This is a genomic window from Desulfobacter curvatus DSM 3379 (genome assembly GCF_000373985.1).
In the GTDB taxonomy this organism is placed as follows: Bacteria; Desulfobacterota; Desulfobacteria; order Desulfobacterales; family Desulfobacteraceae; genus Desulfobacter; species Desulfobacter curvatus.
Genome location: NZ_KB893012.1, coordinates 51,669 through 73,074, shown reverse-complemented (window position 1 = coordinate 73,074; position 21,406 = coordinate 51,669). Strand labels below are relative to the sequence as shown.

Sequence of the window (21,406 nt, the reverse complement as noted above, 5' to 3'; positions counted from 1 at the left end):
AATGGCCGGTACGCTTTATATTGTAGCAACCCCGTTAGGCAACCTTGAGGATATGACATTTCGGGCGGTACGCATATTAAAGGAGGCGGATCTCATCGCAGCCGAGGACACCCGTCATTCAAAAAAATTACTGGCTCATTACGGCATCACAACCCCCACAATTGCCTGCCATGAGTACAATGAAATCGCAAAGACCCATGACCTGATCCAGCGGCTTGAAAACGGAACCTCAATCGCCTTGATCAGTGATGCAGGCACACCTCTAATTTCAGATCCCGGTTATCGTCTGGTTTCCCAGGCCGGGGAGAAAGGCATTCTTATTGTGCCGGTTCCCGGATGCAATGCTGCGATTACCGGATTGAGCGCATCCGGCCTGCCCACCGACGCCTTTGTGTTCCTGGGCTTTGCGCCTAAAAAACAAGGCCGCCTGGACAGTTTTCTCAATGATGCCGCCCATCATAAGGCCACACTGATATTTTATGAATCTCCACGGCGCGTTATTCGCCTGATATCTTCATCCATAACGGCATTTGGAGACCGCCAGGCCTGTCTTGCCAGAGAATTGACAAAACAGTATGAGGAATTTGTCCGTGGTCCTCTCTCCTCTATTCTATCCACCCTTAAAGCAAGGGAAACCATCAAAGGCGAATGCGTCCTTTTGATTAAAGGCGCAGATGAGCAGCCGGTAGGCCTGTCTACAGAACAAATGGAAGCGATGATCATGGATGGTCTGAATCAAAATATGCGGACCGGTGAACTTGCAAAAAAAATAGCCGGGCTGGCAAACTGCCCAAAATCCAGGGTTTACGACATGATTTTAGCTCTGAAAAACCGTTCTTAAACAATTTCTGCCGACGCATATACACCCAGCCTGGAACCACCAATGTGACACACAAGACAATTTCGCTCCTTTACAGATTTATAAACCCCTTGCCAAATCAGGGGCAAAAGCCTTATAAAGAAGCAAAATATTAGCAAAGTATGAAGATATTGTTAGGATTTAAATTCCGATAAAATGGTCCTGCTTACCCCCGGGCGAATATATCCAACTTTCACAAAGGAAATAAGACTATCATGAGCATTGAAATATGCTATATCATTGTAGGGATGCTGATCCTGTTTGCAATTTTTGATCTGATTGTTGGAGTCACCAATGATGCGGTTAATTTTTTAAACTCTTCAATCGGCTCCAAAGCAGCACCCTTTAAAATAATCATGCTCATTGCCAGTGCCGGAATTCTGACCGGCGTTACGTTCTCTGCCGGAATGATGGAAGTTGCCCGGAAAGGTATTTTTCATCCCGAGCTTTTTACCATGCCTGAACTTCTTATTATTTTTCTGGCAGTCATGCTCAGCGACGTCCTGCTATTGGATCTATTCAACACATATGGCCTACCCACCTCCACGACAGTTTCCATTGTATTTGAGTTGCTCGGGTCTGCCGTGGCCCTGTCCGTGATAAAACTTGCCGCTCATGCCGATTCAAGTCTTGGGCTTTTGGATTATATTAACTCAAGCAAAGCCATCACCATCGTCTTTGGAATATTATTATCCATTATCGTAGCATTCGCCTCAGGAGCAACGGTTCAGTTTATATCTAGGCTTATTTTCACCTTTAATTATGAAAAACGGCTGAAATGTTACGGCGCGCTATGGGGTGGTGTGGCACTTACCGTCATTACCTTTTTCATCCTTGTCAAAGGAGCCAAAGGGGCCACGTTCATGGATGCACAGATGGTGACATGGATAAAAAGCCACTCTTTTACTATCATGGGCGGGATTTTCGTAATTTCTGCCATCATCCTTCAAATTCTCATCAGCGCATTCAAAATAAATATTCTGAAACCCATCGTCCTTGTAGGTACGTTTGCCTTGGCCATGGCTTTTGCCGCCAATGATCTTGTCAATTTTATCGGTGTTCCCTTAGCAGGTCTGAATGCTTTTAAAACAGCTCTGGCCTCATCTGATCCCTTGAACATCACCATGGAGGCACTGGGTGGGAAAGTTCACACACAGACCGTTATCATGCTCATTGCAGGGGCCATCATGGTGGTAACCCTGTGGGTATCACGCAAAGCAAGGACAGTGTCCGAAACGGAAATCAGCCTGGGCCAGCAGGATGAAGGTATGGAGCGATTTGAATCCGTCTGGCTGTCCAGGCGAATTGTCAACCTGTTCCACAGCCTGTTTACTTCTGTCAAAGCCATTGCACCGCCCGTCATCGGCAGGGTTGTGGCCAAAAGAATTAGCCCAATCCCCGAGGACAATCATACCGGGGGAAGGAAAAAACCATCCTTTGATCTGCTGCGTGCGTCCGTGAATCTGATGGTTGCATCTGCCGTGGTCTCCATGGCCACATCCTTAAAGCTACCTTTGTCCACCACCTATGTAACGTTTATGGTCGCCATGGGGTCCTCCTTTTCGGACCAGGCCTGGGGCAGGGAGAGCGCCGTATACCGTGTAACCGGCGTCTTAACCGTAATCGGCGGCTGGTTCATGACCGCCCTTATTGCCTTTGTCGCCTCCTTTATAAGCGGCAACATCATCTATCATTTTAAAATGCCCGGCGTGATCTGTCTGATGATCTTTGTTTTTTTTATGATCCAAAGAAACAAAAAGCACCATGAAGGTCATGAAAAGACCAAAGAAGAGATCACCATCTACCATCTTGAAGAGGTGGAAGATTTTCAATCTTCCGTTTCAGCAACATTTGACCATATTGCCCTTCATCTTCAAGGCATAAGACTATCTTTAGGGGCTGCGTTCGATGCGCTGTTTCAAGAGGATTTGGACGCCTTAAGGGAGCATCGCAAGAAGGTCAAGCAGTTTCAGATGCGCAGCAATATAATCATTGCAAATATCTTTAAAGTATTACGGCTCCTGCAGCGTGGAGATCACAAGGGATCGTTCAACTATTACCAGATTATCCGGCGGCTTCAGAAACTTAACGACGGATACAGGGATACGGTAATCAGATCCACCATGCATGTGGCCAACCGGCACAAGGGGCTTTTACCGGCCCAAATTGAGGAGCTCAAGGAGATCAAAACTGAAATTCTTTATATTCTTGAGCAGGTGGAAATTGCATTTAATAAAAAGGATATTGTGGATTGCCACCACATCGCTGCAAGGTTCCACTATCTTAGAGACCTTGTGGATGAATACAATGCCAATCAGATTGCCAGAATCAGGGAAGGGTCCTCAAAGACGCGTCTGAGCATCATGTACTATGCCATTTCCGGCAATTGCGTCATGATGGCAAAACAGACCGTCAAGCTGCTTGAGATATTTAATGAAGCTCTGCCTTCAAAAGACGGTACCAATGCCTGCAGAAACTTGCACTTAGATTGAGCCATTTCCCACAGTTTTCTGTTCGGGGAACGGCTCTGTCAAAACTGAACCGCTATTGCGAATTGCCCTGCGGTATTTAAACCGACCGGGTTTTGCGATCAAGCGCCGGCTGTACCGATCGAGATTTTTCCAATCCGGGACTCTTTCTTCTGAGTCTAATAATCCTATCCGACTGTGTTTGAATTCCCCACTATCCCTCACATAAACTGATCCAAAATTGAACTCCCGTGGCCTTAAAGGGAGAAGAGGGAGTAGCTATTATAGTCTTATTATACTTTTTTAAGGTTAAAATATAGGAAGTTGGCAAGTGATAAAGAAAGGATAAAGCAAAAGCGGCCCTTTCCTATAATCGAAGGAAAGGGCCGCTTTAATCACATCATAAAACGGATGTCAGCGAAGGAAACTTCACTTACATCTTGGTGCCTTCTGCATGGCTCTGCAGTTTTACTTCAACCTTTTCGGTCAGGCTGGCATAGTATTCTCTGAGGATAACCAGAACTTCTTCACGGCCAAAGTGATCAACAACAGGTTCGTTGTTGGACAGGGCGTGACGCAGTTTGGTACCGGAGAGGATAACACGATCGTCTTTGCCATGGGGGCAGGTTCTCATGGAAGCCATGCCGTCACATTTGTAGCAGTAGAAGGTCCAGTCAATTTTCAGGGGTTCGCAAAGCAGACGTTTGCCGTCATCTTCAGGCATGGGGATGGTGTCAAAAATTTCCTGTGCTTCAAACAGGGTGTAGAAGTCACCAACGCCGGCATGGTCACGACCGATGATCATTCTGTTAACACCGTAGTTCTGACGGAAGGTGGCATGCAGCAGGCCTTCACGGGGACCGGCATATCTCATATCCAGGGGATATCCGCCGTTAATTACATGCTCAGGTACAAAGTAACCCTTGATCAGGGTGTCGATGCATTTGATACGTACTTCTGCAGGGATATCGCCGGGTTTCAGGTTACCGATCAGGGAGTGGATCAGAACGCCGTCACATACGTCAAGGGCGATCTTGCACAGATGCTCATGGGATCTGTGCATGGGGTTTCTCAGCTGCATGGAAGCAACGTTGGCCCAGCCTTTTTCATCCATGATAGCGCGGGTTTCTTTGGGGGTCAGATAAACGCCTTTGAATTTTTCGGGGAATTCGCCTTCGGAGAGAACTTTTACAGGACCTGCCAGGCAGAATTCTTTTCTGGCCATAACCATCTGAACGCCGGGATGATCTTCCATGGCGATTTTCCAGAATACGTCATCTTCAGACTCTTCACCATGGCCTTTGTAGACTTTCTCACATTCCCATTTTTTCTCGTCTTCGGACATTTCGAATTTTTCTTCGATCTTCATGGTGGCATAGATTTCACCATTTCTTTCCAGGGTGATTTCATCGCCAACATTGATATCTGCAGCGTCAGCAGCAGCAGCATCAAGCATAACGGGAACCGGCCAGAAAGTACCGTCAGCCAGCAGGAAGTCTTCGCAAACACTTTTCCAGTCAGCTTTGGTCATGAAACCGTTCAGCGGAGAGAAACCGCCGATACCCAGCATGATCAGGTCGCCTTTAACCTGGGAAGAAATTTCGATTTTTTTCAGACCTTCGGCTTTTTTCAGTTCAGCTTCCAGTTCTGCGCCTTCGAGCTTGCAGCATACAAGACCTTTTCCACCATGGGGTGCAACTAATTTAGACATATTCGTCATTCTCCTTATCTATGGTTAACTTCCATTTATATGTGTCAAATGCCTTGACCCGGCACCTGACTTCAATTTTATTTAAAAATCTCGTAAGATTTAATGATGATTCGCCAATTTGTCAAGAATTATATTTGCTTAACTTTAACAGTTCTCCCACCTCATCCATGGATACTGCATGGGCATGGGCTTCAAGCCCGGGTTGCTTAAAAGCAATGAACCAGGTCCCGGCCGATTCTGCCGCTTTTTTATCATATATGGAATCCCCGATGAACACAATCTGCCGGGGCAGCAATGCATAGGCACCCATAATTTTTTCCAGTTGATCGGGAGAGGGTTTGGGATTGGCCACGTCAGATGCCGTGACAACAATATCAAATGCCTTTTTCAGTTTATGCTCAATAAGTACTTTACCCATGGTATTTGTTCGGTTTGTGGCTACGCCGCGCACAAGACCGGCCTGCTTTATTGCATCAAGCAACTCAAGCAAGCCCGGTTCCATCATCATCAAAGGAATAACAGAAGCATAGCCGATGGTCTTGATCATCTCGTAAACAGGCCGATGGTCATCCATTTTCGGAAAAAGGTATTCAACAGCAGTCGTTACCGTCATCATATGAACATTTTTAAACTGCTCATCGTCAAGGGGCGGCTTGTTAAAACATGCCAGGATCTCGTTATAAAATTGCCGGTTGGCCTGGGCCGTATCAAACATGACACCGTCGCAGTCAAACACGACGGCCTTAATTCCTGCTGTATCCATTCTGTTAGACTCCTTGGAACTATTTGTTTCCATCCTTAAAATCACTCGTTTTCATAGGCACTGCCTTTTCAAAAATGGCATAGACCCCGATTTTCAAATGTGATTTATTGGGATTGTCTGTTGTCAATATAATACGGTCATAAAAATGATCAGGGCGGTCGGAATAGCAGGAAACCTTGACCTGCCATTTTTTTTCCCCTTGGCCGGGCTTTATCAGTTCAGCCTTTATCTGCTTATTCAATTTAAGCGTCATGCCTAGGATCTTTAATTCATCCCCATGCTCCGGTTCAATGGTGACCACTTCACTTAAGGTCTGGCCTGGAGCCCCGGTTAGGTTCACGGTGCGGGGCGTGATCCTGACAATTTCCTTAACTTTGCCGGAAATTTTTAAATAAAATTTTATATTTTTGGGATCATCTGTTTTAACCAGAATATTCTTAATCAACTCACGACCGCCATACCCTGCGGTATTAACGCCAATAGTGATTTTTCCTTCCCCGCCCGGGGGAATCTGCCTGTCATAGGCTTTCTTATCACAGCCTCAAGGCGGACGAACACCGGTAATGTTCAATGGGGCATCCCCCTGGTTTTTTATTATAAAATCATGGGTTAAATGCTGCCCTTCAAGCACGGACTCAAACTCAAAAGAAGGGTCCACCGGAACGGCCAGTGGACCTGCCCAGACATACGCCGGTCCTGCAAAGATAACCCAAAATGCAAAAATGATTATAAAATTGATGTATTTCATTTTTTTATCCATTTATATTTTAGAAACGAATAGAAAAAATAGCCTATTCAACCCCTAAATTCAAGATTGTCCATGCATAACAGATATAAATTGCAATTACCAATTGGTTAACTTTTAAAATCTGTAACAAATCAGCCAATTGTTGTTCAGCAAGAAGAAAAAAGAACTTCATTGACCTGGCTGCAAAGCAGGTTGTCCATATCCAAAATCGTGTTATTAATACGCCGGACCGGCACCATCCCCATGAGTGCGTTGGTTACAAATACGTACGGCAGCGCACAAAAGATTTCAACATCCACAGCAACCTTGCTCACACTAAACCCCCTTTGAGCCATAATCTGCATGACGGACCTAATCGTTACCCCATTGAGCACATGACCGGAAGCTGGTACGACCATATTCTTCCCATCCAGGCCAAGGATATTGCAGGTATTTGTTTCAGATACAGTGCCGTCCGGATTTAAAATCAGGGCTTCATCCGCACCATGAGCCAGGGCAAAGGTCCGTGCCAGGTCGTAGAACAGGTAATTCATGGATTTATGATCTGCCAGAAATGAGTGCCGGGCATGGGGAAAGGTCACCAGGTCAAGGCCTTTTTTGCCAAGCTGTTCAAGGCGATGCACATAGGTACGGATAAATGCGGCAGCCAATACACACCGCCCCGGCCGGTGATCCTTTGCGGCCACAAGCTTGACCGCGCAGGTCTTTTGTTCAAATCCGTTTTGGGAAATAAGCTCTCTGATAACCGATTCCCAACAGATATCCGGTAAGGCTCCGCCAAACACAGACATCCAGGACTGTTCCAGCCGCCTGATATGTTCAGACAGTCGAATGGGAATGCCTGCGTCCACCCGAATAGTTTCAAACAGTCCGGCCCCGTATAAAAATCCTGGGATATCGGCCGGTACCCGGGCAAGGTGCTGGGGGACAAAGCGGCCGTTTACCCAGGCCATGACCGGTTTTTCAATAGATTGGGCCGCTCCTTGTACCAGGGTATCCATCAGGGTTTTTCCCTTGACCAGTGTCTCTTCAAACTCTTGTTGGGGATCCGAATCATAGACCACGCCGCCGCCCACGGAAAAACTCAACCGCCCGTCATGAATCACGGCGGTGCGAATGGCAATGGAGAGATCCATGGTGCCGTGGAAGCTCAAGTATCCAATGGAACCGGTATACACATGACGCTTTACGGGTTCTAACGCATCAATAATTTCCATAGATCGAATTTTAGGGCAGCCTGTGATGGAGCCCCCAGGGAAGGCGGCCCGGACCACTGCTGCGCAGGAAACACCGGTTTTCAGGCGACCCTCAATCACAGATACCAGATGAAACACATTGTCATAGGGTTCCAGGCGTTTGTGGGCCGTCACCTCCACGGAATCATGTTCCGTGACCCGGGACAGATCATTGCGCATCAGGTCAACAATCATGGTCAGTTCAGCATCATCTTTGGTGCTTTGGGATAACATTTTTTCATTTTCCCTGTCCTGTTCAGGTGTCTTTCCCCGGGCAATGGTTCCCTTAATGGGCCGTGTTTCGACGGTCTTCCCCTCAACTTTGAGAAAGCGTTCAGGTGAGCTGGAGACCACCTGGTGATCCCCGGCCTGGACAAAGGCGAAAAAGGGGGCGGGATTTTTTTCGAACAACTTTAAAAACAAGGCATAGGCATCGCCCCTGAAACCGGTTTCAAAACGCTGTGACAGATTGGCCTGGTAGATATCACCTTGTTTTAAATGCGCAATAATCTGTGATACGGCTGACAGATATTCCGGTTTGGCAAATGAAGAGACAAGTCCTGTGCCGTCAGTACAAAAAGAGCCGGGTTGCCAGGTTTCTTCAAGCCGCTTTAAAAAGGATTTTTCCCTGGACAGGACCTCTTTTTGTTTCTTATCCCCGTCAAACATGGGCAGACAAATACGGTTCTCACCGGTTTTTCGATCCTGGATTAAAATAACGGACGGAGCATATAGACAGATATCGGGCAACCCTCTGCCCATGCAGGTCTGGGGAAGCTCTTCGATTTTATCTTTCAGATCATAGGAAAAATAGCCGAACAGGCCGGCGGCCACAGGCAGCTTGAATGTCTTATCAGAAAAGGAGAGTTTTTTGATCAGGGCATCAACCAGGCCAAACGGGTCTTGTTTTGTTTCATGGCAGATAAAGTCCCCGGCTGAATTTTTAACATTGATACAGATCGTGTTCCCGGTTCCTTTTATCGTCAGCCAGGGATCGGCAGCAAGGATATGATACCGGGCGCAGTCCAGATCAGATCCGGACAAAAGCACCACCGTGCCCTCCTGCCGGCAAAATCGAGCGGCAGCATGTTCGAATGGCAGATCAAAATTAAAACCCCGGACCACAACGTCGGTGATCCGGGGTAAAAAAAACTTTTCAGACATTATCTGAGAAAGGGGTTTATCCGCTTTTCGTTGGCAATGGTGGTCTCAGGCCCATGTCCGGGATAGACAATGGTGTTTTCGTCCAAATTGAGCAATTTGGTCTTAATGGAGGAGATCAGGGTGTCATAATCGCCGCCGGGAAGATCGGTGCGTCCGATTGAGCCCATAAAAAGCGTGTCTCCGACAAACAGGTGGCCAGGGGTGTAAAGGCAGATCCCCCCGGGTGAGTGCCCCGGGGTATGAATCACTTCAAAGGTAATAGTGCCAAAGGAGATTGTGTCTCCATCCTTGAGATGAATATCGGCAGGCGGAGAATTTTCTGCCCCAAGACCGAACATGCGGGCATGATTGGACAAATCCAAGAGCATGGGTTCATCATCCGGATGAATGGCAATCTGCGCAGCCGTCGCGTCTTTCATTCTCTTATTTGCACCAACATGGTCAAAATGGCCATGGGTGTTTATCAAATATTTCACCTTCAGCTCAGCCTTTGCAAGGGCCATGAGTATCCGGTCTGCATCATCGCCCGGATCAATGACAGCGGCCTGTTTTGTATCTTCACACCCTACAATATAGCAGTTGGCCATAATAGGGCCGACTTCAAGTTTATGTATAATCAAAACACCCTCCTGGTTCTTCACATCATAGCTTATGGCTCATACTGGACCCGGATCCGGTCCAGTACCCCATTGATGAACGGCCCGGAATCCCGGGTGCCGAATTTTTTACCGATTTCAACCGCCTCGTTAATGGATACGGATGGCGGAATATCAGACAGATGAAGCATCTCAAACACGGCAATACGCATGATATTTCTATCCACTGCCGGCATACGGGAAATCTTCCAGTTCTTGGCCCATTGATCCAAAAGATCGTCTATCTCTTTACGATTCTCAAGCACACCATCCACAAGCGTTTGGAAAAAATGACGTGTGGGCTCACTTAAATCTCCCCCGTGCTGTTCAATGAAGTCATCTATTTGAGGCCGGGAATCGGTTTTATTCAGATCCAACGCAAACAGGGCCTGCAAGGCCAGTTCACGGGATTTGCGCCTGTCACCCATGTCTTATTCCATAATTGCGCACAGGTTTGCCATTTCAACAGCACCCAAGGCCACATCAAAGCCTTTGTTACCGGATTTTGTACCGGCACGTTCAATGGCCTGTTCAATGGTCTCCGTGGTGAGGATACCAAACATCACCGGCACTTTGGCCTCAAGGCTGACAGAAGCAATACCCTTGGACACTTCGGCACACACATAATCGTAATGGGTGGTGGCCCCGCGGATCACGGCACCTAAACAGATAATGGCGTCATATTTTTTCGATGCAGCCATTTTGGCTGCTGTCAAAGGGATTTCAAAGGCACCGGGCACCTTGACAACGGCAATATCTTCGTCTTGTGCACCACTTCTGACCAGACAATCCAAAGCGCCTGACACAAGCTTCTCCACAATAAAATCATTGAATCTGGAGGCAATAATTCCAAATTTTTTACCTTTGGCATCCAAATTGGCTTCAATTATCTGAGGCATATTTATTTTCCTTATTTAATATGTAGTAGATGACCCATCTTAGCCTGCTTGCACTTCAAATACCCCTGGTTGAAGGGATTGGGCGCCACTTCAATGGGCACCTGTTCCACAACGCTTAACCCGTAACCTTGAAGACCGATCATCTTTTTAGGATTATTGGTGAGCAGACGCATTTTACGTACCCCCAGATCCACCAGCATCTGGGCACCCACACCATAATCACGCAGGTCAGCAGAAAATCCGAGCTTTTCATTGGCCTGGACCGTATCCAGTCCCTGGCGCTGGTATTCATAGGCTTTTAATTTGTTCACAAGGCCGATACCCCGACCCTCCTGGCGCAAATACAAAATAACGCCGCAACCTTCTTCATCCACCATTTTCATGGCCCGGTAGAGCTGATCCTGGCAATCACAGCGCAAAGAAGAAAAAATGTCACCGGTCATGCATTCGGAATGCACCCGCACCAGAATATCCTTTTCCGGATCAATTTCACCCTTAACCAGGGCAATGTGGGTAAGATTGTCAATATCATTTTCATAGGCAATGATTCTGAATTCACCGCCCACCCGGGTGGGAATAACGGTTTCAGCAGCTCGTTTTACAAAGCTTTCTGTCTTTAACCGATATTTAACAAGATCCGCCACCGTGCAGATGCCGATGCCGTGTTTTTCGGCAAATTTTTCAAGGGAGGGCATCCGGGCCATGGTACCGTCGTCATCCATGATTTCACAGATGACGCCGGCGGGCTTGAGCCCTGCCAGGCGTGCGAGATCAACAGAACCTTCGGTCTGGCCGATGCGCACCATAACCCCGCCGTCCCGGGCCCGTAAAGGAAAAATGTGGCCGGGTCTTGCAATGTCCTGGGGGCCTGTCTCATCAGCCACTGCCGTCAAAACAGTGGTGGCCCGATCTGCAGCGGAGATACCTGTGGTCACACCGCGTTTGGCCTCAATGGAAACCGTAAACCCAGTCCCATATTGGGAAGTATTATGATCAACCATCATGGGAAGGTCGAGCTTATCTGCAATGCTCGAATCAAGGGACAGGCAGATGAGCCCCCGGCCATAGGTGGCCATGAAGTTAATGGCTTCCGGAGTTACGGCCTCGGCCGCCATGGTCAGATCGCCTTCGTTCTCCCTGTCCTCGTCATCCACCAGGATGACCATTTTTCCCTTTTTTATATCTTCAATCGCCTGTTCAATGGTTAAATGCGGCATTTTGCTATCCTTTACAAGAATCCGTTCCGGGCAAGAAATGACATACTGATGTCCGAGTCGGCATCAGCGCCGGCGTCGTTGGCACTTTTGGCGTTTTTTCCCTGCCCTGATAAAAATTTTCTAACGTATTTTCCCAGCATATCCGTCTCAATATTGACGCGATCCCCCACGTTCTTAAATCCGATTGTTGTAATCTTTGCGGTATGGGGAATAATACTGACCGAAAAACCGTTTTCCCAACATTGGTTAATGGTCAGGCTGATGCCGTCAATGGCAACCGAGCCTTTTTCGATCATCTCATCAGCCAGGTTTTTCGGCACCTGGATGTCATATATGATGGCATTGCTCCGGGTCTCAATTTTTGTGACCGTACCTGTTCCGTCGATGTGGCCTGATACCAGATGCCCGTCTATGCGGTCCGACAACTTTAGCGCCCGTTCAATATTGACACGGGCTCCGGGTCCAATGGAACCGAATGTGGTGCGTGACACGGTTTCCGGTGCCATGTCCACCTTGAACTGCCCTTTGCCAAGACTTACAGCGGTCAGGCAGGCCCCATTCACAGCAATGGAATCCCCGATGCCTGTGGAGGAAAAATCCAGGTCACAGGCAATCACCAGCACTTTGCCCTCTCCATGGGTTTCAATGCGCCGAATGGTGCCCAGACTTTCTATAATCCCAGTAAACAAAAGTTATCTCCCGCCGTTACCTGATCTATTCTGCGGTTCAATATATCCTGTCAACAGCATATCGGAACCGAACTGCCGGGTGGTGACCCGGGCCAATTGAAACACGTCTTTTATCTTTTCTGGTCCCGACCCGTTAAACACCGGTATACCGTCATTTCCACCCATAATTTTGGGGGCAAGGAAATAGCAGATTTTATTGACAATTCCCGCGGCCAGAGCCGAGGCAGCCACACGCCCGCCGCCTTCAATCAGAAGGCTTGTTATGGACAATTTTCTTAATTTAATCATCAGGTCGTTTAAATCAAGCAAATTTTCAAAGACCCGGCATTCAAGAATCTGGGCTCCCTTTTCTTTGAGACGCAAAATTTTACCGGGATCACAGTCCGGACCTGTAACAATGATGGTGGGAGCCGTTGATTTTTGAACCACAACCTTGGCAGTTTCTTGAACGGTCAGACGGGTATCCAGAATTATCCGGGCAGGATCCCGGGTCTGTTTTCCCTCAATTCTGGCGGTCAGGGACGGATCATCCCCATGCAGGGTACCGGAGCCGATAAGAATGGCATCATTTTGGTGGCGTAATTCATGGCCGAAGTTTCGGGATGCCTGGGAGGTGATCCACTGGGAATCCCCTGTGCGGGTGGCGATATATCCGTCAAGGGTGGCAGCACACTTTAAGGTGACAAACGGTGTTGTGTCGTTTTGAACATTCCAGACAAAGTCTTCGATCAGGGTCAAGGCCTCTTGCTCCATAAACCCTGAAACAACCTCAAGACCCTTTTCCCTTAAAAAATCAATCCCACCTCCGGCAACAGGATTTGGATCTTTGCAGGCCACAACAACCCGACTGATACCTGCATTAAAAATTTTATGGGTGCATGGGGGAGTTTTGCCGAAATGGTTGCAGGGTTCAAGGGTGACATAGATGGTGGAACCGGCCAATTTTTCAGGATGCTTTGCTGCGGCATCATCAATGGCCACCACCTCGGCATGGGGGGCACCTGCTTTGGGGTGAAAGCCCTGGCCAATGATCCGGCCGTTCTTTACCACCACGGCACCCACACAGGGATTGGGGGAGGTATATCCTTTGCCCCGGGCTGCAAGTTCCAAGGCCCTTGCCATATAGTCCGAATCAGTCATCACTTTTTACAGAACCTTCCTTACCCGGCTCGGCATCTGTGGATTTGTGCTCCTTATGAATCAGACTTTCAAGTTCCTGGATAAAATCGGTCACATCCTTGAACTCCCGGTACACGGAGGCAAACCGGACATAGGCCACATCATCCAGATCCTTGAGGGCATTAATGATTTTCTCACCCACCACCGTGGCGGGCACTTCCCGCTCCCGGCCTTCCCGCAGGTCCCGCTCAATCTCATCCACAATTTGTTCGATCTGGTTGATGCTGATGGCACGTTTTTCACAAGCTTTCTGAATGCCTCTCATCACTTTTTCCCTATCAAACTCTTCCCGGCGGTTGTCTTTTTTAATGATCATGACAGGGACCTGTTCCACGCGTTCATAGGTCGTGAAACGGCGGCCGCACGCCTGACACTCCCTTCTGCGCCGGACCTCAAACTCAATTTTGCCCGGCCGCGAATCCACCACTCTGGTGTTTGGATCTCCACAATAGGGGCACTTCATATCAGCCTCTTCAATTTATTTAATCAAGCTGAATCAATTCCACTTCGGCCTGGGCAAACATCTCCAGGGAAAGCGGATCATCGTATCCCGCCTTGAAGTACACTTTTTTGATCCCGGCGTTGATGATCATCTTGGCACATATGGAACAGGGCTGGGTGGTGCAGTACAGCGAGGCACCGGCGACAGGTATCCCATGGTAAGCTGCCTGAATGATCACATTCTGTTCAGCATGGACGCCCCGGCAAAGCTCATGCTTTTCTCCGGAAGGCACCTTGAGCTGCGCCCGCAGGCAACCGGTCTGGCTGCAATGGGGGATTTGGGAAGGTGCACCGTTATACCCCGAACATAAAATGCGTTTGTCCTTAACCAGCACGGCGCCCACCTTCCGTCGAAGACAGGTGGCCCTAGAGGCCACAAGGTCGGTGATGGCCATAAAATACTCGTTCCAAGAGGGGCGGCCATCACCAGTTGCGTTTGCTGCATCAGGGGGTATAGGGGTCATCAGCCGGCAGTATTCTTATATAAAGGATACTGGGTACACAGATCTTTAACCTCAGCGGCAACCTTAGGCACATTAGCCTCGTCATCCAGAACATCGCAAATGAATCCGGCCACAGTGCCCACGGCATCTTCATTCATGCCCCGGGAAGTGATCAACGGCACCCCGATACGTACACCCGAAGTAACAAAGGGGCTTCGCTTTTCGTTGGGTACAGTATTTTTATTTACTGTAATGTTCGCCAGTCCCAAACGTTCTTCCGCGTCTTTTCCGGTGATATCCCGTCCTGAAAAATCCACCAGAACCATGTGGTTGTCCGTACCATTGGACACCAATTTATAACCCCTTTCCATGAGCACCTTTGCCAGCACAGCGGCATTTTTAACCACCTGTTTCTGATATTCGGTAAACTCGGGCAACAATGCCTCTTTAAAGGCCACGGCCTTGGCCGTAATCACATGCATCAAAGGGCCGCCCTGGATGCCGGGAAAAATCTGGGAATTTATTTTTTTGCCCAGTTCGGCGTTGGAGAGAATCAGCCCACCCCGGGGGCCGCGAAGGGTCTTGTGGGTGGTGGAAGTGATAATATCTGCGTATCCCACAGGTGTGGGATGTTCACCTGCCGCCACAAGCCCTGCAATATGCGCCATATCCACCAAAAAGAGCGCCCCGCAGGCTTTGGCAATCTCGGAAAAGCCCTTAAAATCAATGGTCCGGGGGTAAGCGGAGGCCCCTGCCACAATCATTTTAGGCTTATTTGCCCGGGCCAGGTCTTCCACCTGGTTCAAATCGATGGTCTCGGTTTCCGGATTTAAACCATAATGGGAAAAATTAAACAAACGGCCGGAAAAACTCACCCCTGCACCATGGGTTAAATGCCCGCCATGGGAAAGATCCATGGCCAGTATTCCATCCCCGGGGGAGAGCACGGAAAAGTAAGCCGCCATATTCGCCTGGGATCCGGAATGGGGTTGAACATTGGCAAATTCCACACCAAACAGTTCTTTTACCCGGTCAATGGCCAGATTTTCAGCCTGGTCCATGTACTGGCAGCCGCCATAATACCGTTTTGCCGGGTACCCTTCAGCATACTTATTGGTCATGATCGAGCCTTGGGCTTCCATTACTGCCCGGCTCACCGTATTTTCCGAAGCGATGAGATTCAGCCCGTATTCCTGCCGACTGTATTCACTTTCAATGACAGAGGCAATTTCAGGGTCACAAGATTTAATAAATTGTATATTTTCCATAATTCAATCGTGCGTTGGCATAGTTAGCCAACACATCCCTTTTTATTTCTATTTCAAATAATCAGACTATTATTAAAGGGGGGATCAACAAGTTATGCTGTAACCTGTTTAAAATATGTCGGCCGATATTCTCATCTACGCTTACCCGTTTCATCCAATTTCATCCAGGGAACGAATACGGTCCAGATGACGACCGCCTTCAAAGGGGGTGGCAAGCCATTCTTTGACCAGTTCAAAGGCAAGAATGTCACCGACCAGACGGCCACCCATAACCAGGATATTGGCATCATTGTGCTGTCTGCTCATCCTGACGGAAAAAATATCCGAACATAGGGCAGCGCGAACGCCTTTAAACCGGTTGGCTTGCATGGACATGCCCAGGCCGGTACCGCACAGAAGAATGCCCCGGCTGAATGTACCGTCGGAAACCGCCTTGGACACTTTTTTACCGTAATCGGCATAATTTACCGAATCCGTGCTGTAAGTACCCGCATCCTCAACCTCATAGCCGAGACCGGTGAGCAGGTCCTTAATCTTTTCCTTTAATTCAAAAGCGGCATGATCACTGCCGATGATGATCTTTTTATCCTTTTCCATATCTACCCGGACCTTTTATATTTATTTATGATCTCAATGCAATGAAATCATAAATATCCTGGACAGTGGACAGTTTTTCAGCCTGGTCATCGTCAATTTCGATTTCAAAAATCTCTTCCATTGACATGATCAACTCAACGATGGTCAGAGAATCCGCACCAAGATCTTCGATTAATGATGCCTGGGGAACCACATCCTCGATATCAATGCCGGGAATTTTCTCAGCAATAATTTTTCTTACTTTGGTTTCAATGGTCATGTCCTGACTCCTTGAAGTATTTTCCGGCAAAACTAATCTTCTACTTCCACATCCGGTTTTACATCCCTGCCTTTGTAGGTTCCGCATTCAGGACATGCAGTATGGGGCAGCTTGGGCTCCTGGCACTCGGAACATATGGTTACAGTGGGGGCACTGGTTTTATAGTGTGTGCGTCTTTTTCTTCCTCTTGCTTTGGAACTTTTCTGCTTGGGTACGGCCATGACTTTCTCCTAACTACATTATTTTATTTGGTTTTTATTTAATACCTGCCAAAATTTAGAACATATCTAATTACCCTATTTTTTATTTGAAGTCAACCAAAGAAATCCTTTGTTTGAAAGAATGCGCTTAATAAATCGAATAGGATTTTATAAATCAGCCGTATTGCTTTAGACCCCGCAATTATGATAGATAAATCGTCGATTTTACGCCTTTTTTACGGATTCGGGCGGTACAGGCTAAAAAAGACCCTGTACCGCCTGTTGTTCGTGAAGTTTAACTTTTGGAGATCAAAATGAATACAATAATTACACGCTTTCCGCCCTCCCCCACGGGATACCTGCATATCGGAGGTGCCAGGACTGCACTTTTCAACTGGCTGTGGGCCAGAAAAAATGCAGGGCAGTTTGTGCTGCGTATAGAAGACACTGATGAAGCCCGTTCCACAAAGGAGTCCGTAGACGCCATTCTGGAATCCATGGAATGGCTGGGAATTGACTGGGATGACGGCCCCTATTTCCAAACCCAGCGCTATGATATTTACAATGAACACATTGACCGCCTGGTTGAACAGGGCCATGCTTACTATTGCGACTGCACGCCCGAAGAGGTCAATGCCATGCGCGAAGAAGCCAAGGCCAAGGGGCTTAAGCCCATGTATAACGGCAAGTGCCGCAACCGCGGGCTGAAAAAAGGAGATAACACCGTGGTGCGGTTAAAAACCCCGGACACAGGCGTCACCATTGTAGACGACATTGTCAAGGGCAGTACCGCTTTCCAGAACGCGGAGATTGATGACTTTATCATCCAGAGAAGTTCGGGGGTGGCGATGTACAACCTTGCGGTTGTTGTGGATGACATCTCCATGGGCATCAACACCATTATCCGGGGGGATGACCACCTGGTGAATACACCCAAACAGATTCTGATTTACCAGGCTTTAGGCGCGCCCCTGCCGGTTTTTGGCCATGTCCCAATGGTACTGGGATCAGATAAGGCACGGCTGAGCAAACGTCATGGTGCCATGTCCGTAGGTGAGTATAAAAAAATGGGGTTTCTGGCCGATGCACTGATCAACTATCTGGTCAGGCTGGGATGGTCCCATGGGGACCAGGAGTTTTTTGAACGCCAGGATCTTATTGAAAAGTTTGATCTTGAACATCTTGGCCGATCTGCAGGCATGTTTGACATGGATAAGCTGTATGCACTGAATGCAAAACATATCCAGAAAAAAAAGCCTATAGAATTGGGGGACGACCTTGTACCTCACCTGGCGAACCTTGGCATTGACGCCCAGAATGACGCCTTTACCCAAGGAGTCATCGAAACGCTTCAACCCAGAAGCAAAACCCTTGTGGAGATGGCCCAGGGCGCGGCGTTTTATTACAAAGAAAACATTGAGTTTGAAGAAAAGGCAGCCAAAAAATTTCTTAAACCCGAAACTGCCGATCTTTTAAACAAATGTGCCGACGCCTTTGAAGGCCTTGGGGACTTTAGCCAGGGCTCCCAGGAAGAAATATTTAAACAGATCATGGAAGAGACGGGGCTCGGGTTTGGAAAGATTGCCCAGCCCCTGCGGGTGGCCGTCACCGGCACAACGGTGAGCCCCGGCATATTTGAAATGTTTATCGCCCTTGGCAAAAACAAAACCATTCAGCGCATCAGAAAAGCGGCACAATTCTGTGCGGCACTGGGCTAAGGAACTATCTTTGGTACAATGAGAGCTGGAATGGAGGCATATCCTTTATCTCCAGCCCATTGCACCCGAAAAGTACTCCGCTTCGCTCCGTACCCACCGGAGACGGGCACACTTATAGGTAAATCTAATGTTTGAAAAGCAACGAATTCCGGTTGCCTTTTTATTTTTATGTATGATTGCATTCACGGCTTGCAACAAGCATTCAATTGCAAATGAACAAGTCAACGTCGTCTTTCGGCTAGATGATTATTCGGCCTGTAGCAATACGGACATGGAGCTGAGAATCATTGATGCCTTCCGGGAGCATGAAGCTTGCTTAACCTTAGGCGTCATCCCCTATGTATGTGCGAGCGATATTCATGATCCATCTTTGCAGGATCTGATCCCTCTTACATCAATGAAAGGGGATATTTTAAAGAACGGCGTTAATGACGGTATATTAGATGTGGCCTTGCATGGTTATTCTCACCAGACAATCAGTGCTGAGCGATGGACAGAATTTTCAGGCCTGGATTACAATACTCAAGTAGAGAGATTAGACAAAGGCAGGAAACTCCTTGAGGACATGATAGACGTTCCTATCAGTACCTTTGTGCCACCGTGGAACAGGTACGACTTAAACACATTACGGGCTCTTGAAGAGCTTGGGTTTTCAACTCTTTCGGCGAGCAATAAGCTAGGAGAAATAACAGAAGCGTGTAAGCTTAATTTTCTGCCATACTCATGCAACCTCTCTAAGCTTCGCGATGCCGTCAAAGCATCACGTACATCTTCTGACCCTCAATCTGTCATTGTTGTTTTGTTCCATGAATATGACTTTAAAGAGATTAATGAAAAGCGTGGCAGCACCACGTATCAAGAGTTTTACGAGCTTTTGAATTGGCTCAAATCCCAAAGGCATGTTCGCTTGCTTTCAATCAGCCAAGCAACCCAAGCAATTAGTGGCTTGAGGGCTGAGAACGGATCCACATCTGACCTACCCGGGCGTTAAAAATGTCGAATACTTCAATTGGCCGACGTTTAATCACATAGATGACAATGTTGGTGTCCAACATATATTTCAGCATCAAAAAGATTCCCTTTCTGATAAAGCAAAGACAGGCTCTGCTGGGAAGTCATGAGAATTTCATATTCTTCGTTATAAAGGTGTTACGATAGACTACTACAGCGGCCACCGTATATCTTGAAGCTAAAATCCTCATGACGTCTACAATGTTGTGGTTAATATACCAGTTGGGCGTCGGTCTCCAGGGCGATCATGTTCAGCGTCCCGCCGGTGCTCACCTTTGCCCCGTCGATGAGATCCGATTCTTCGATCTTTCGTTCCTCAACACAAGGTTTGCACACCAGCAGTTTTCCGCCCAGTTCCATATAGTCCCCAATGAGTTTGGTCAAGGGGGCAAAGCCTCCTGTGGCCGGCACATGCTCGACATATCCTTTCTGGGCCAGGTAAACCCCGCTGCCCTGCAGAGCCACGGTGGTATCCACTTCCAGGGCAAGGGCAGAGCTTGCCATGGCAAAACAGATAGAGGCTTTTTCCGCGTCTTCACCGGCATGGGTACAAAAGTAGATGATTTTTTCCGTTGTTTCAGACATGTTGTTCTCCTTTGATTTATTTTTATATATGTTGAACCAGCAGGCTGGACAGGTCCCGGGCATCGGCCCCGGCCTTTCTAAGGTTTCCCAGGCAGATGGGGCACATGGAGACAATGGGTTTGCCCGGCCCGTTCAACTCCTTTGCCCGGACTTCCATGATTTGGCCGGACAGCTTCGGGGAAATGGATTCGGCAGGTCCGCCGCAACAGCTGGTAAAATCCTTTGAGTTTCTGATCTGGGTTTCCCTAATCCCCAGTCCTGCCAGCACTTTTCTTGGAATATCAGAGACCTTGAGATACCGGCCAAAAAAGCAGGGATCATGGAGCGTCACCTCAAGATCTGCGTTTTGGGGATCAAGCTTGAGCAGGTCAAAATAGGGAACCACCTTAAAATGCGCCCCGGTATATTTGGGGAAAAGCTCTTTTAAAGCGTAGGTGGTATGGGGATCAATGGTAATGATTTTATTGATTCCGGCCCTTTGAAGTTTTTTGGCCACTTTTTGGGCATGGGTTATAAAGCCATTCTGGTCTCCCATATCGTAGAGCAGAATACCCGAATAGTGGTCCAGGTCCGGGCGGTAGCCGAAATTCACCTTGGACTGCCTGAGCAGGCGCACCACATTTTTCAAGGGCCGGACGGCCTTTGATTTTTCCTTTGCCCGGGTCATCAGGGCAAGGCCGGTGCCTGAAATATATCCCGGGACATACCGGGCATATTTCAGGTAATTGGCCGTGGGGGTATCTTCAAAGGTTTCCAGGTAATGGGTGGATTTTTCAATATACGGGGTGAATTGATACATCAGCCCGGTATACAAAAGGTACTCCCCGTCATCGGGAAGGTTCTGGTCTTTATACCATGTGTTCACCATGAATCTTGGAATGCCGAAGGGACTCATGGTCTGCCGCACGTTCTGGGCAAGAATGTCAATGATATCTTTTGGACTGAACATAATGTTAAGATCTCCTCCAGTTTTCCACAACAAACCGTTTCAACCCCAGGATGATCTCGCCGGGATCAGCCTGCCTGGGGCAGGTATGGGTGCATAACCCGCAGTGCAGGCACTTGTACAGTTCATTGGCGTTTTCAAGTATGGCCTGCCTGGCCCCCACCTGGATATACCGGATCATTCTTCTGGGAAAATTATCATTGACCAGGGGGCATACGGCGGAACAGGTCCCGCAGTTAAAACACTCCAGGGCCGTATCCTGACAAAAAGGCCTGAGTTCCTCTTCAAAATCCAAATCAATTGTACTCATG

The 21,406-nt window shown here is 48.0% G+C and carries 23 protein-coding genes; 4 read left to right on the top strand and 19 right to left on the bottom strand.

What is annotated here, in order from left to right; translation table 11 throughout:
* The first annotated feature begins 1 nt into the window (after window position 1).
* Together rsmI and B147_RS0108790 are read left to right on the top strand one after the other, a co-directional pair.
* Complete coding sequence (gene rsmI, locus B147_RS0108795) at window positions 2–841, top strand: 16S rRNA (cytidine(1402)-2'-O)-methyltransferase (RefSeq protein ID WP_020586843.1); 840 nt, start codon at window positions 2–4, stop codon at window positions 839–841.
* 233 nt (window positions 842–1,074) lie between these two features.
* The gene (locus B147_RS0108790) at window positions 1,075–3,351 is read left to right on the top strand and encodes an inorganic phosphate transporter (RefSeq protein WP_020586842.1); all 2,277 of its coding nucleotides are present in this window, start codon (window positions 1,075–1,077) and stop codon (window positions 3,349–3,351) included.
* A 409-nt stretch (window positions 3,352–3,760) separates the two neighbouring features.
* Here B147_RS0108790 and sat read toward each other — a convergent pair whose 3' ends face one another.
* The 16 genes from sat to rpmF all read right to left on the bottom strand — a co-directional run bounded on the left by sat (window position 3,761) and on the right by rpmF (window position 16,856).
* Complete coding sequence (gene sat, locus B147_RS0108785; RefSeq protein WP_020586841.1) at window positions 3,761–5,038, bottom strand: sulfate adenylyltransferase; 1,278 nt, start codon at window positions 5,036–5,038, stop codon at window positions 3,761–3,763.
* A 121-nt stretch (window positions 5,039–5,159) separates the two neighbouring features.
* A complete protein-coding gene (locus B147_RS0108780; protein WP_020586840.1) occupies window positions 5,160–5,801 on the bottom strand; it encodes an HAD family hydrolase in 642 nt (213 codons plus the stop codon).
* A 19-nt stretch (window positions 5,802–5,820) separates the two neighbouring features.
* Window positions 5,821–6,549 (bottom strand): DUF1573 domain-containing protein, encoded by a 729-nt coding sequence (locus B147_RS33155; RefSeq protein WP_268815254.1) that lies wholly within the window; start codon window positions 6,547–6,549, stop codon window positions 5,821–5,823.
* A gap of 146 nt (window positions 6,550–6,695) precedes the next feature.
* Window positions 6,696–8,948 carry an aminodeoxychorismate synthase component I gene (gene pabB / locus B147_RS27930; RefSeq protein ID WP_020586837.1) on the bottom strand — a complete coding sequence of 751 codons (2,253 nt, stop codon included), beginning with the start codon at window positions 8,946–8,948 and terminating at the stop codon, window positions 6,696–6,698.
* A complete protein-coding gene (locus B147_RS0108760; RefSeq protein ID WP_020586836.1) occupies window positions 8,948–9,568 on the bottom strand; it encodes an MBL fold metallo-hydrolase in 621 nt (206 codons plus the stop codon). Before B147_RS0108760 ends, pabB begins: the two co-directional genes overlap by 1 nt.
* Before the next feature lie 29 nt (window positions 9,569–9,597).
* Entirely contained in the window at window positions 9,598–10,011 is a 414-nt protein-coding gene (nusB, locus tag B147_RS0108755) for a transcription antitermination factor NusB (protein ID WP_020586835.1), read from the bottom strand.
* A 3-nt stretch (window positions 10,012–10,014) separates the two neighbouring features.
* Window positions 10,015–10,482: a 6,7-dimethyl-8-ribityllumazine synthase gene (gene ribH, locus B147_RS0108750; protein WP_020586834.1), complete on the bottom strand. Its 468-nt coding sequence runs from the start codon at window positions 10,480–10,482 to the stop codon at window positions 10,015–10,017.
* An 11-nt stretch (window positions 10,483–10,493) separates the two neighbouring features.
* The gene (locus B147_RS0108745; protein WP_020586833.1) at window positions 10,494–11,699 is read right to left on the bottom strand and encodes a bifunctional 3,4-dihydroxy-2-butanone-4-phosphate synthase/GTP cyclohydrolase II; all 1,206 of its coding nucleotides are present in this window, start codon (window positions 11,697–11,699) and stop codon (window positions 10,494–10,496) included.
* 11 nt (window positions 11,700–11,710) lie between these two features.
* The gene (locus B147_RS0108740) at window positions 11,711–12,388 is read right to left on the bottom strand and encodes a riboflavin synthase (RefSeq protein WP_020586832.1); all 678 of its coding nucleotides are present in this window, start codon (window positions 12,386–12,388) and stop codon (window positions 11,711–11,713) included.
* A gap of 3 nt (window positions 12,389–12,391) precedes the next feature.
* Window positions 12,392–13,528, bottom strand: a complete 1,137-nt coding sequence (gene ribD / locus B147_RS0108735; protein WP_020586831.1) for a bifunctional diaminohydroxyphosphoribosylaminopyrimidine deaminase/5-amino-6-(5-phosphoribosylamino)uracil reductase RibD — start codon at window positions 13,526–13,528, stop codon at window positions 12,392–12,394.
* Window positions 13,521–14,030, bottom strand: a complete 510-nt coding sequence (gene nrdR / locus B147_RS0108730) for a transcriptional regulator NrdR (protein ID WP_020586830.1) — start codon at window positions 14,028–14,030, stop codon at window positions 13,521–13,523. Before nrdR ends, ribD begins: the two co-directional genes overlap by 8 nt.
* Before the next feature lie 19 nt (window positions 14,031–14,049).
* Window positions 14,050–14,532 (bottom strand): deoxycytidylate deaminase, encoded by a 483-nt coding sequence (locus tag B147_RS0108725; RefSeq protein ID WP_020586829.1) that lies wholly within the window; start codon window positions 14,530–14,532, stop codon window positions 14,050–14,052.
* Window positions 14,532–15,779: a serine hydroxymethyltransferase gene (glyA, locus tag B147_RS0108720; RefSeq protein ID WP_020586828.1), complete on the bottom strand. Its 1,248-nt coding sequence runs from the start codon at window positions 15,777–15,779 to the stop codon at window positions 14,532–14,534. The genes B147_RS0108725 and glyA overlap by 1 nt, the downstream gene beginning before the upstream one ends.
* Window positions 15,780–15,929: 150 nt before the next feature.
* Window positions 15,930–16,376: a ribose 5-phosphate isomerase B gene (gene rpiB / locus B147_RS0108715; protein WP_020586827.1), complete on the bottom strand. Its 447-nt coding sequence runs from the start codon at window positions 16,374–16,376 to the stop codon at window positions 15,930–15,932.
* A gap of 25 nt (window positions 16,377–16,401) precedes the next feature.
* Window positions 16,402–16,635: an acyl carrier protein gene (gene acpP / locus B147_RS0108710; protein ID WP_020586826.1), complete on the bottom strand. Its 234-nt coding sequence runs from the start codon at window positions 16,633–16,635 to the stop codon at window positions 16,402–16,404.
* Between the two features lie 32 nt (window positions 16,636–16,667).
* Complete coding sequence (gene rpmF, locus B147_RS0108705) at window positions 16,668–16,856, bottom strand: 50S ribosomal protein L32 (RefSeq protein ID WP_020586825.1); 189 nt, start codon at window positions 16,854–16,856, stop codon at window positions 16,668–16,670.
* A 293-nt stretch (window positions 16,857–17,149) separates the two neighbouring features.
* Here rpmF and gltX point away from each other — a divergent pair, with 293 nt between their 5' ends.
* Entirely contained in the window at window positions 17,150–18,553 is a 1,404-nt protein-coding gene (gltX, locus tag B147_RS0108700; RefSeq protein WP_020586824.1) for a glutamate--tRNA ligase, read from the top strand.
* Window positions 18,554–18,680: 127 nt separating this feature from the next.
* Window positions 18,681–19,544 (top strand): DUF2334 domain-containing protein, encoded by an 864-nt coding sequence (locus tag B147_RS0108695; protein ID WP_020586823.1) that lies wholly within the window; start codon window positions 18,681–18,683, stop codon window positions 19,542–19,544.
* A 230-nt stretch (window positions 19,545–19,774) separates the two neighbouring features.
* Here the strand turns inward: B147_RS0108695 and B147_RS0108690 are convergent, their stop codons facing one another.
* Genes B147_RS0108690 through B147_RS0108680 form a run of 3 tightly spaced genes read right to left on the bottom strand, consistent with a single transcriptional unit; the run spans window position 19,775 to window position 21,405 of the window.
* Window positions 19,775–20,149 (bottom strand): DsrE family protein, encoded by a 375-nt coding sequence (locus tag B147_RS0108690; protein WP_020586822.1) that lies wholly within the window; start codon window positions 20,147–20,149, stop codon window positions 19,775–19,777.
* A gap of 22 nt (window positions 20,150–20,171) precedes the next feature.
* A complete protein-coding gene (locus tag B147_RS0108685; protein ID WP_020586821.1) occupies window positions 20,172–21,098 on the bottom strand; it encodes a heterodisulfide reductase-related iron-sulfur binding cluster in 927 nt (308 codons plus the stop codon).
* A 4-nt stretch (window positions 21,099–21,102) separates the two neighbouring features.
* The gene (locus tag B147_RS0108680) at window positions 21,103–21,405 is read right to left on the bottom strand and encodes a 4Fe-4S dicluster domain-containing protein (RefSeq protein ID WP_020586820.1); all 303 of its coding nucleotides are present in this window, start codon (window positions 21,403–21,405) and stop codon (window positions 21,103–21,105) included.
* Window position 21,406: the final 1 nt, after the last annotated feature.